This is a genomic window from Streptomyces bauhiniae (assembly GCF_004784475.1).
Lineage (GTDB): Bacteria > Actinomycetota > Actinomycetes > Streptomycetales > Streptomycetaceae > Streptomyces > Streptomyces seoulensis.
This window is the reverse complement of record NZ_SRRT01000013.1, coordinates 73,326-83,890: the sequence shown is the minus strand read 5'-3', so window position 1 is coordinate 83,890 and position 10,565 is coordinate 73,326. Positions and strand designations below refer to the sequence as shown.

The 10,565-nt window shown below is 71.4% G+C and carries 8 protein-coding genes and 1 pseudogene; 1 reads left to right on the top strand and 8 read right to left on the bottom strand.

The window, feature by feature from the left end:
- Positions 1-1,128: pseudogene (locus tag E5083_RS31420) on the top strand (MobF family relaxase); the annotation flags it as partial.
- Between the two features lie 69 nt (positions 1,129-1,197).
- Here E5083_RS31420 and E5083_RS30615 read toward each other — a convergent pair.
- Genes E5083_RS30615 through E5083_RS31575 form a run of 8 tightly spaced genes read right to left on the bottom strand, consistent with a single transcriptional unit; the run spans position 1,198 to position 10,254 of the window.
- Complete coding sequence (locus E5083_RS30615) at positions 1,198-1,758, bottom strand: hypothetical protein (RefSeq protein ID WP_135788928.1); 561 nt, start codon at positions 1,756-1,758, stop codon at positions 1,198-1,200.
- Positions 1,751-3,472 carry a type IV secretory system conjugative DNA transfer family protein gene (locus tag E5083_RS30610; protein WP_244317716.1) on the bottom strand — a complete coding sequence of 574 codons (1,722 nt, stop codon included), beginning with the start codon at positions 3,470-3,472 and terminating at the stop codon, positions 1,751-1,753. Before E5083_RS30610 ends, E5083_RS30615 begins: the two co-directional genes overlap by 8 nt.
- A 1-nt stretch (position 3,473) precedes the next feature.
- On the bottom strand, positions 3,474-5,027 hold the full coding sequence (locus E5083_RS30605; RefSeq protein WP_135788927.1) for a type VI secretion protein: 1,554 nt from the start codon (positions 5,025-5,027) through the stop codon (positions 3,474-3,476).
- The gene (locus E5083_RS30600; protein WP_135788926.1) at positions 5,027-6,553 is read right to left on the bottom strand and encodes an SCO6880 family protein; all 1,527 of its coding nucleotides are present in this window, start codon (positions 6,551-6,553) and stop codon (positions 5,027-5,029) included. The genes E5083_RS30605 and E5083_RS30600 overlap by 1 nt, the downstream gene beginning before the upstream one ends.
- A 3-nt stretch (positions 6,554-6,556) precedes the next feature.
- Positions 6,557-8,401, bottom strand: a complete 1,845-nt coding sequence (locus E5083_RS30595; protein ID WP_135788925.1) for a type IV secretion system protein — start codon at positions 8,399-8,401, stop codon at positions 6,557-6,559.
- The gene (locus E5083_RS30590) at positions 8,394-9,173 is read right to left on the bottom strand and encodes a hypothetical protein (protein ID WP_244317715.1); all 780 of its coding nucleotides are present in this window, start codon (positions 9,171-9,173) and stop codon (positions 8,394-8,396) included. The genes E5083_RS30595 and E5083_RS30590 overlap by 8 nt, the downstream gene beginning before the upstream one ends.
- Positions 9,173-9,502, bottom strand: coding sequence for a hypothetical protein (locus tag E5083_RS30585; RefSeq protein WP_135788924.1), 330 nt, complete (start codon positions 9,500-9,502; stop codon positions 9,173-9,175). Before E5083_RS30585 ends, E5083_RS30590 begins: the two co-directional genes overlap by 1 nt.
- Complete coding sequence (locus E5083_RS31575) at positions 9,499-10,254, bottom strand: hypothetical protein (protein WP_244317714.1); 756 nt, start codon at positions 10,252-10,254, stop codon at positions 9,499-9,501. Before E5083_RS31575 ends, E5083_RS30585 begins: the two co-directional genes overlap by 4 nt.
- Positions 10,255-10,565: the final 311 nt, after the last annotated feature.

Sequence of the window (10,565 nt, the reverse complement as noted above, 5' to 3'; positions counted from 1 at the left end):
GAGGCGGCCGTCGACACTGCGGCCGAGGACCTCTCGGAGACGGTGGTCGAGGAGCCGGAGGCGGAGCAGGTCCGCGAGGACGAGCGGGAGCGCGACGAGGACCAGGCCGTCGAGGAGACCGCGGAGGACGTGGTCGAGGCGGCCGTCGACACTGCGGCCGAGGACCTCTCGGAGACGGTGGTCGAGGAGCCGGAGGCGGAGCAGGTCCGCGAGGACGAGCGGGAGCGCGACGAGGACCAGGCCGTCGAGGAGACCGCGGAGGACGTGGTCGAGGCGGCCGTCGACACTGCGGCCGAGCAGCAGGACGCCGGCGGGGAGGAGCGTCAGCAGAGCAACCCGTCCGAGCCTCGCCCGTACGCGGACGTGCCCGATGCGGAGCTCTCGACCACGCTGGCCTACTACGTGGAGGCGGCCGACACGGCGCAGGAGCACGCCGCTGCCCAGGAGGCGAAGGCTGCGGAACTGCACGCCGCGCTGGAGCCCGGCGGCGCGGTCGAGCGTAGTGTCGCTGAGCGCGCCGCCCGGATCGAGGCCATCCAGGACCTGCGGGCCATCGCCGTGGAGCTGCCCGCCGCACAGAGCGCCGACATCAGGGCCCGCGAGGAAGCCGTCCGCATCGAGGCGAGTCTGGCCGAGACCGCCCGCTTCGGTCGCCCCGCCGTACGGGGTGAGGACCGAGTGCAGCTGGAGAACCGTCTGGCGGAGCTGCGGACGGAGCACGAGCGGTCCGCCGAGCGGATCACCGCCCTCCGGCAGCGGCAGGCCGACGCCGAGCGGACGGCCGGCCCCGCAGCGCAGCACGACGAGGCGTTGGCGTCGTGGGAACGAAGCGGCGGTTCGCGCGAGGCCGTGCTGGAACGGACGAAGGAGGCGCGGCAGCGCCGGGCCGACACCGCAGGCCGAGAGGCGGCATCGGCGCGGGGCGAGGTCGGGAAGCTCGACGCGGCCGCGGCCGCGGTCAGGCAGGAGATGAACCGCCGTGATGCGCAGCCGTACGAGCAGCGCGTTGCGGAGGAGGCCCGCCGGGTCCAGGCCCAGCAGGAGGCCGCCCGGCAGCAGTCTCAGCAGCAGTCCGCGCAGCAGCAGGGCCCCGACGAGCAGCAGAGCCGGGGCGGGACCAAGCGGTGACCGCCTGTACGACGGCGGAGGGCCCGGGAAGCGTCGCTTCCCGGGCCCTCCGCCGTAGCGGCACAGCCGTCAGCTCTCCTTCTTCTCCCCGCTCTCCTTGCGGGCGGCCCGTGCCTGAGCGGCGGCCTTGGCCTCCTCGGCCAGCCGCAGCTTCTGGGCCTTCGCCGGGTGGAAGCGCTCGGCGGTGAGGAACGTCGGCGGTTCATCGAGCCACTCGGAGAACGCCCTGTCGTCAGCCGTGAGCGTCGGGGCGGGGGTCTCGGTGTGGGAGGTCTGGCAGCTGGCGCTGTTCAGCCGCGGCAGGAACGCGTACAGGTCCTTGATCCACTCGGCTTCCGACCGCAGCCCGAGCTTCGTGGGATCGCCCGCGTACGTGCGGAACCAGCCGGTGTAGAGAGCGGTCAGGTGCTCGACGATCCTGGGATGGCGGTACCAGCAGCGGGCGACCTGGTTGCGGATGTCGTACGTCTTGATCAGCCAGTCCACCCAGAGGGTCATCTCGCCCAGCCGCGCTTCGCGTTCGTCGAGGTCCATGTCGGACCACACCCACCGCTGGGGCGGCGGCGGCTTCTTCTCGCCCGCGGGGGCCGCCGGGGTGCTGGCCGGCTCGGTCGCTTCGGTGTCAGCCACGGTGCGTCTCCAGGGCTGGGGCGGTCGGGTCCTTATCCAGGGAGACCGGGGACGTCGGGGAGGGCGGGCGGGTCAGCCACTTCCGCAAGTCCTCGTCCCGCCAGGTGAGCCTCATGTTCGCCCGGATGGGCGGGAGGTTGAAGTATTGGACGATCGCGGTGAACGTGGGGATCTCACGGAGTTTGTCCACCGGCAGCAGGTCGGTCTCCACCACGCTGGTGGACGTCGAGCTGCCCGACCGGCCGGAGGAGCGGGTCGAGCGCTCGACCTGCTCCTTGGCGAAGATGTAGTTGAAGTACCGCAGGGTGTTGTCGTCGGCCAGGCCCGGCAGCAGCATCCGCAGGGTGGACGCGGAGATCACAGTGCGGGCCCCGTCCTGCCCCACGCGGGCGGCGAGCTGGGCCAGGTCGTGCCAGATCGTCAGCATGGCGATGCCGATCCCGCGGCCGGTGGTGAGGGTCGTCGGCAGTTTCGGGTACCGCAGGACGTTGCCGGCCTCGTCGACGAAGCACCCCAGAGCCGGGTCCAGGGGCTCCCCGGTCTTCTCGAACTTGGCCTCGGCCGCGTGGATGATCGAGGCGATGATCGAGGTGAACAGGGGCCCGTACCGCTCGGCGTTCGAGGGCGAGGCGACGAGACAGACGGTGCCCTTCTTCTCCAGCAGCTGCTCGGCGCTGAAGTCGGTGCGCTCGGCGACCACCCGGACGTCCCGGTTGCGGTAGACGGAGGCGACCACGTTCAAGGTGAACTGGACCGACCCGGCGCCGTCCTCGTGGAGCTTCAGCCAGGGCTGGGCGTAGTCCATGGCGACCTCGGGATGCTCGGGTTCGAGGATCGAGCGGACGTGGTCGACGGCGTCCTTGCCGAGGGCGAGCCACTCCCTGAAGGCCCGCAGACCGCCGCCGCTGATGTTCGCCGCGAGGAGCAGCCCGGCCAGGATGGCGCGGGCCTGCGCGATCCAGGGTTCTGACCGCGGGTCGTAGTGCTTCTGGGCCGCGTCGGCCATCCACTCCGCCATCCGCTCGGCGGATTCGTCGTCCTTGGCATAGTCGACCGGCGACCAGTGGGCCGTCTCCCGGTCGTTCGGCAGTCCGGCGGGCGCGATGATCCACACCGGGCCGATCTCCCGGCGGCTGTTGTAGATCGCCTCCAGGTCGGCGGACTTCGTGGTGGTCACCACGCACGGGCCCTGCCACTCGGCGGCGTTGCCCATGAGCAGGCCGGTGGTCTTCGCGCTGCCGGGCGGGCCGAAGGCGATGGCGGAGCCGGCCCGCTCGATGACCGCGACGATCTTCTTGGTCTGCTGGCCGCGCCCGGCGGTGATGCGCGCCGGTCGCAGCTCGGGGTCTTCCGGGGCGGCCATCTCCAGCTCGGTCTTCCTGCCGCCCCACCGGGCGCCGTCCAGGCGGGGCTTCCTGCGGCCGAAGGACTTCAGCAGCAGGGCCAGCAGGACGATCAGGAGGACGAGGAGCACTCCGATCATGAGGAGGAACGCCCAGGTGGGCGGGGCCGGTTCGTAGACGGACCCCGGGCCGTGCGTGACGGTCATCAAGACCGTCTCGGGCAGGCTCCTGGTCGAGCTGGACCAGCCGCGCCCGCTGACCAGCCCGGCCAGCGGCGCGGCGCTCAGGACGATGCCGCTGGCGCCGAGGGCGAACCCGAAGCCGATCGCGGCCAGCAGGGTGCCGTCGTCCATGCTCTTGTCGCCGGCCACCTCACACCACCATCCGCTCGTCCGTCTCGAACAGGGCCTTCTCGGTCTGGCTGAGCAGCAGCTGGACGGCGTGGCTGCCCCCGCCGCGGCCGACCTTCCACAAGGCGCGCCCGCGCTGGCCGGCGCCCCAGCCGCCGATGAGGTCGCACTCGGCGTCGGTCAGGCCGATCGCCTCGCGCGTCATCGCCAGCGGCTTGGTGTCCTGCGCGAGCTGGATGCGGGTTTCGCAGCTGGCGATGAGGTCCTTGGCGATGGCCGTGGCCTCGGAGCCCGCCGCGCCGACGGACTCGAAGTCGCTCAAGCGGTGGGTGGCCAGCAGCTGGATCGTGCCGGTCGCCCGGGAGAGCCGGAGGTCCGCGTCGATCTTGCGGACCATCGCGGCGCCGCCGGAGCGCATCTGCCGCCACAGCTCGTCGCGGACGACGATCCACGGGCGCTCGCCGGGCCGGTCGATGGCCGACTGAGCCCAGGAGGACACGCAGGTCAGCACCATCGCCACGGTCTCGTCGCCGTACTGCTCCAGCGCGCTGATGTCGACGCTCTGGATCGGCGCGTCCCAGTCGAGGCCGATGGAGGTCTGCTCGTCGAAGAGGCCGCCCAGGTGCCCGGTGATCATGCCGCCGAGCGCGGAACGCAGGGACGCCATCTGTTCGCGGGCGAGCTGGATGTCGTTGTCCCGCACCCGCAGTTCGCGGGCCATGGCCTCGCTGGGGTCGCGGAGCTTGTCGTAGACCCGGGGCAGGGTGGGGGTCTCCAGGTGGGTCTGGCCGTGCAGCTCGCCGGTGACCTCGCGCACCGCGACGTCCAGGCACTCCTCCTCCTGCGGCCGCAGGTTCCGCCGCAGCTGGAGTTCGAGCAGCGCCTTCAGGAGGGTCAGCCGTCGGCGGTGGATCTCCTTGAGGCGGCCCAGGAGGACGGCGCGGTCGGTGATGTTCTCCAGGTCGTAGCCGAGCGGGCCGGCGTCCAGGGGATTGAGGCGGCCCGGCAGGCCGGGGCCGAGCCGTACCGGCTCGACTCCGAGGTGCTCGCACAGGGCGGCGTACTCGCCCTTGACGTCGCCGGCGATCAGCGTGCGGTGGCCGAGCGCCATCAGCCGGAAGCACAGGGCCTTGATGTGCGCCGACTTACCCGAGCCCGGGATGCCGGTCACCATCACGTTCGGGTTGGTGCACAGGCCCTCGCGGACCCAGGCGGCCGGGTGGGCGGAGAACGCCTGCATCGTCAGGGTGTTCCAGCCGATGTAGACGCCGATCGGCGGGAGGGACGCGGCGTGAAGGAAGGGGTAGATCCCGGAGGCGCGCTGTGTGTCGGCCCGGAAGACCTCGGCCTTCGCCAGCGAGGCGACCCGCCCCGCGAAGGGCTGGCTCCAGCCCTTGCGCGGGGCGATCCGCATGGCGTCTTCGGGACTCTCCAGCAGACGCGCGCGCCGCAGCTCCCGCGCGGAGAGCTGACGGGGGATCGGGCCGGCGGACATCTCGTCGAGGAAGTCCCCGAGCGGCGCGGCCTTCAGCTTCGTGTCGCCGCCGCCGCTGCCGCGGCGGAAGGGGAGCGCCATCAGAGGCCCACCCTCCGGTCGGGCAGCCCCTGGCCGAGCGGCAGGGCTGCGATGGAAAACGCGTCGTCCTGGGCGCCCCAGACCCGTCGGATCTCCAGCCCCGCCGAGGAGGCGTCCGCCTGGAGCTCGGCGCACGCCGTCTCCAGCTGCTCCAGGTCCGTCACGGTGACCGCGATCAGGGCCGTCAGGCGGACGACGCCGTGACCGCTGGCCCGCGCGACGTCCTGGGCCCGCGCGGTCATCGACTCGCGGCGCTCGTCCTCGCTCTCCGCCCGGCCCGTCTTCGCCCGCACCTTGCGCACCGCGTCCCGCTTGGTCTTCTCGCGGGCGAGCTCCTGGCGGGCCTTGGCCGGTCCGATCGGCTCGTACAGCAGGGACAGCGCACGCCTGGCGTTCGCCCGCGGCCGCAGCAGCGGCTGGAGGAACGTCGCGTACACCTCCGACTGCGGGAAGCCCCTTACCTGGTAGCTGACGGTCCAGGCACCGTCATGCCGATACAGGCCCCAGCCGGTCTCGGTCGCCGCAGGCCCGGACACCTCGGGGGCGAGCCCCTTGGGGGCCCCTTCCCACTTGGCGTCATCGGCCGCGGTGTTGCGCGCCGAGAGGGCGAGCTGGGCCTCGGGATCGAACGCGGTCCGGATCACCTGGCCGACTCCGCGGGGGGAGAGCCACTCGGCGACCTGGAGGCCGGCCGACGACAGGGCACCGGCCATGGCGTTGATCTCGCGCACCAGGACGGCGGCCGCACCGACCTGCCCGCCGCCGGCGCCCTTCACGGCGAGCCGGGCCCGCGCGGCGGACAGCGTGATGGACAGGTAGGTCTCCCGGCTGGTCGCCACCGGGCCCGCGCTCTCCATCAGCTCGCCCAGGGCCTGAACAGCGGCCTGGGGAGCTTCGGGGGCGATGTGCCGCTCGGTCCAGGAACGCAGGGCCGCGCCGTCGTCGGGCAGGCTGCGCTGGTGCACGGAGATCCGGGTGATCGCCGAGTCCTCCTTGCAGTGACTGCGCAGGAAGGCGGCCCAGCCGCGGACCCGGGCGTTCTGCTTCTCGGTGTCGATCAAGGCCAGGCCGGGGAAGGTGACCCGGCAGATCGCCGTGTACGTGCCTTCGGTCGAGTTGTGCATGACGCCGATCTGGCCGCCGAGACCGTCCGGCGCCTCCAGCAGGTGGAGCCGGGCGAGCCGCCCCGGCAGGTCCATCGGCTGGGTGCCGTCCTTGGTACGCGGGGCGAAGATTCCGCTGAAGAAGACGTTGCGCGAGGTTGCCACGGCGATCTGGTGCCTTACTGCGAGGACGATCCACTCGTCCGCCGACAGCCCGAGGACTCGCCCGTAGGCGAGCACGAGCATGACGGCGGACAGGGGCAGGGCGATGACGGCCACGCCCCAGGAGCGGGAGTAGATGGGGATCATGGCGCTGACGGCGGCGCCCGCGACCAGGATGAACCCGAAGCCGCTCAGGTTCCCGATGAAGCCGCTTCGCTCCGCCTGCCAGCCGCCGTACACGGCGGGTTCGGTCTGGGACATGGGTCAGCTCCCGTCCGACTGGGTGGGGTTGGGGGGCGGGGGCGCCGGTGAAGGGGTGGGCGTCGGCGGTTCGGACTCCTGCGTCGCCGGTTGCGCCGGGACGGCGGCCGGCTGGTCCTGCCCGCCGCTGCGGGGCGGGACCACGACGTGACGGCCGCCCTGGGCGCCGTGACCGAGGCCCGCGTGGGCCGCGGCGTTCTGGAGACTGCTCTCGGCCATGTCCTTGCCCACCGCGGCCACCTGGAGGCCGACGCCGACGACGCCGCCGGCCTTGCCCATGAAGCTGCCGCCCTTGCTGCCGAGCATCGCCTTGGACCAGAAGCCGCCGCCTCCGCCTCCTCCTCCGCCGTTCGACTCGGAGGCCGCGGAGGAGTTCTCGCCCTCCAGGGCTTTGGTGTAGCCCCCGCCGCCGCCGACGGTTCCCGCGCCGCTGGGCGCGGCCTGGTTCCCGCCGAACATGGACGAGACGCTGCTGCCGACGCTGCTGATCATCCCGGAGGCGGCGGAGTTCCCCTCGCCGTTGCTGGTCAGGACGATGAACTTGGCCAGGACGGGCCAGCTGGTCGCGGCCACCACGAAGATGATCAGGCCGACGATCACGTTGCGCACGCCCTCGGCGCCCGACATCGCGGAGAACCCGATGGAGAAGATGATCACGATGGTCGGCTTCATGAGGATCAAGGCGATGAGCGCGTTCCGCGTCTTGGGCCACCAGTCCTTGGTGGCGTCGGACATCGAGCCCGCCAGCGCGACGGGGATCATCGTCACGAGAATCATGATCCCGGCCTGACGGACCAGCATCTCCACCCACAGGGCGCCGATCGCCAGGATGCAGAGGATCGAGATCACGATCACGAAGCCGACCGCGGTCGGCGCGATGCCGCTGCCGGTGATCAGGGCCGAGCCCGCCGCGGTGGCGCCTCCGCCGCCGACGAGTCCGCTGAACAGCATTCCGAGCTGCTTCTCCATGGCGTCGGCCGCGTCTCCGTTGGTGCTTCCGCCGGAGTCGAAGGTGTAGTTGATCAGTGCGGTGCTGAGGGTGTCGGACCAGTTGAGCGCCACCTGGGTGCCGAAGAGATAGACCCCGAGGATGACGCCCCATTTGGCCAGGCCGACGATCGCGGTGGCGGCCGGACCGCCCTGCTGGGAAACAGCGACTTTTGAGAACTGCACCAGCATCAGGAATGCCGCGATGATGACGGACAATCCCGTTGTAATTCCCAGGACCGGCCCGATTCCGGTTTTGGACAGGTCGATGGTGCTGATCGAGTTGAAGGCGTCGGCGAACTGCTTCAGCAGCCAGACCACGGAGTGGCCCAGCATGGAGGCCGCTTCCTCCAGGGCGTTGGCGGCCATGTCGCTGATCTTGCCCGCGACCCAGTCCAGCGGCGTCTTCGCGGGCGGCGGATACTTCCCTGCGGCCTCGGCGTTGCACTGCTGGAACGACTTTTTATCGGTCTTCACGCATTTGACGAGATAGCTGTGATACTTCTCGTAATTCGGCGCGTTCTTGTCGGCCTTCTTCTCCCAGCGCTTCAGCTCGTTGAGCTCGAAGGTCCGGGCGTCCTCCGGGTCGCTGGAGCCCTCGCCGATGCAGACCGTCTGTCCGGCGGGGAAGTCCTGGCAGTCCTCCGGCGCCCGGCAGTTCAGGCGCTTCTTCTGGTCGGCGTCGTCCAGGTCGCAGTATTCGCCCGTCTGCTTATTGATGCCGACCCGCTCGCCGTGGCTCAGTGACTCCGGATAGGGGTCCGGCGGCTTGGCGCCGGCGAACGCTATCGACGTGCCGGACGTGAGCATGATCAGCAGGGCGGCCACGAGGGCGCCGACCCGCGCGAGGGTCCTAGTCATCGGACACCTGCCTCCAGCCGTCCAGCCAGGCGTACTTGCTGTCCGGGTCGTAGGCGTGCGGGCCCTTCACCTTGGCGGTCCACTGAGGGTCGGTGGTGACCTTCCAGTCCCCGCTCTCCCACTTGAGGACCAGGCTGGTGGTCTCGTCACGCAGCGGATTGTCGTCCGCGCCCTTGTCGCGGATCGTGGCGAACCGGTCGTAGTTCAGCCACACCACGACGACGTCGCCGGTCTTGTCCAGGGAGCGGCCGAGCGCCGCCTTCACGCTGGTGCTGAAGGTGATGCCGTCGGGCGTGCCCCCGGAGGGAGGCAGCCCGACGCCCTCGCGGACCTTGCGCACCTCGCTGACCCCCTGGTCGACCGTCCCGGGGGAGTCCGCGGCCGCGATGGCCTTCCACTGCTTGCGGGCCAGGACGTCGTCCAGGAGGTCGAGGTCCTCCCAGTAGGAGACGCCCGCGCTGACCGCGCCGAGGTTGGAGTGCTCGAAGCCGGTCCCGATGCTGCCGCCGGCGTTCGACGTCGGCTTCAGCAGCGGGATGGGCGGGGCGGTGGCCGGGGTGAACTCCTTCATGGCCGAGGCTCCCGGCGAGGCGGTCGACGAGGCGCTCGGCGAGGCTTTCGCGTCCGGCGAGCCGGGTCCGCTGCCGTCGTCGTCGCCCCACAGCGTCACCACGAGGGTGCCGCCGACGGCCAGGACCGCGACGACGCCGACGCCGATGCCCGCCAGCTTCAGCCGGGCCCTGCGGGCCCGGCTCTCGTAGCGGTCCGCCATTACTTGCCGCCCTGCGTCATGGTGTAGAAGCCCCAGACCAGGCCGCTGGTGACGCCGATGCCGACGGCGGCGACGACCGACCACACGATGGCCGACTTGCCGCGGGCGGCGAGCTGGCCGCGCTCGGTGTTGTGGCCGATGGCGACGCACGCCCAGCCGGTCAGGCCGCCCAGCACCGCCAGCGCGAGCCCGCCGCCGGCCGTCCAGCCCAGGATCTTGCCGGTGGGGTTCTGGAGTTCGCCGGGCAGGGACGGCGTGAAGCCGGGAATCACCGGCTCGTCCGCCGCGAGCGTGGTGACGTCGTGGAGGGTCTGGAGGAACTGGCTCATGTGGTGAGGCCCCCTTCTGAAACGGGTTGGGCGGGATCTTGGGTCGGACCGGCGGGCAGGGCCGCCGGGATCGGTGCGGGCGGCAGCGGATCGCCCCAGGTCCGGTGAGCCGCTGCGAGCACTGCGGCGACGGCACGCTCGGCCGCCTCCTTGGTGCGCCGGCCGAGGCGGTCGGGGTCGGCCAGGCCGTGGGTGCGGATGTGCGGATCGCACGGCACCGTCACCACGGCCGCCACCAGGGACTGGAGCATCGTGGCGGCCGCCTTGACGGCGGCGGGGATGCGGCCCTCTCCCGGCGAGGAGAGCACCACGACGGCGCGCTGGAGAGGCAACCCCTCCGCGGAAGCGGCCTTGATGGCCGTCTGGAGCGCGGCGACGCCGGGCCCGGTGGCCAGCGCGCACAGCACCGGTACGGAGAAGGGCAGCGAGCACCAAGCCGCCGTCAGCCCGGGGCGGCCGCCGGCCCGCGCGGTGACGATGTCGTGGGCGATGAGGTGCGTGGTGTCGGCCACGACGGCCTGCCAGCCTCCCCCGGCTCCCAGCTGGTACCAGGCCGCCGGGTCCTCGGGGAGCGCGAGCTGTCCCTGGTGCCACTCCAGGTGGTCGGTGAGCACGCCCCAGCTCTTGCCGTCCGCGGCCGGGAAGGTCGAGGCGGCGGTCTGGGCCTGCTCGCGCGTGAACGGGCGGTCCGGCGGCAACGAGGCCAGTCCGGCGCCGGGCTGATTCGGCCAGGACGGCCACGGAGAGGACAACCGCGACGCCGTGTCCAGCACCACGCTGCTGCCCGCAGCTGCGAAGGAAAGACCGAGCAGGCCAGCGGTAGTTGACCGGCCGCTTCCGCCCGTTGCGCCCAACACCGGTACCAGCACGCGCGTTTGGGCGGGCAACGTCACGCCCTGTGACTGTTTCTTAGGCAACGCTCCCCCGTATTGCAACTGTAACCACTCTCATGATCACGCGACGTGAACACGTGTCCGGAAGTCTATGACGGGCATCCGACACACCAGTGGTGCCCTTGATGAGGGACGCGTGTCAATTCCTTTATGTGGCACCCCAGTTGATG

Bases quoted from the DNA above. Each gene is read 5' to 3' on its own strand.
- E5083_RS30605 (WP_135788927.1), bottom strand. From the start codon at position 5,027: ATGGCGCTCCCCTTCCGCCGCGGCAGCGGCGGCGGCGACACGAAGCTG.
- E5083_RS30600 (WP_135788926.1), bottom strand. From the start codon at position 6,553: ATGTCCCAGACCGAACCCGCCGTGTACGGCGGCTGGCAGGCGGAGCGA.
- E5083_RS30595 (WP_135788925.1), bottom strand. From the start codon at position 8,401: ATGACTAGGACCCTCGCGCGGGTCGGCGCCCTCGTGGCCGCCCTGCTG.
- E5083_RS30590 (WP_244317715.1), bottom strand. From the start codon at position 9,173: ATGGCGGACCGCTACGAGAGCCGGGCCCGCAGGGCCCGGCTGAAGCTG.
- E5083_RS30585 (WP_135788924.1), bottom strand. From the start codon at position 9,502: ATGAGCCAGTTCCTCCAGACCCTCCACGACGTCACCACGCTCGCGGCG.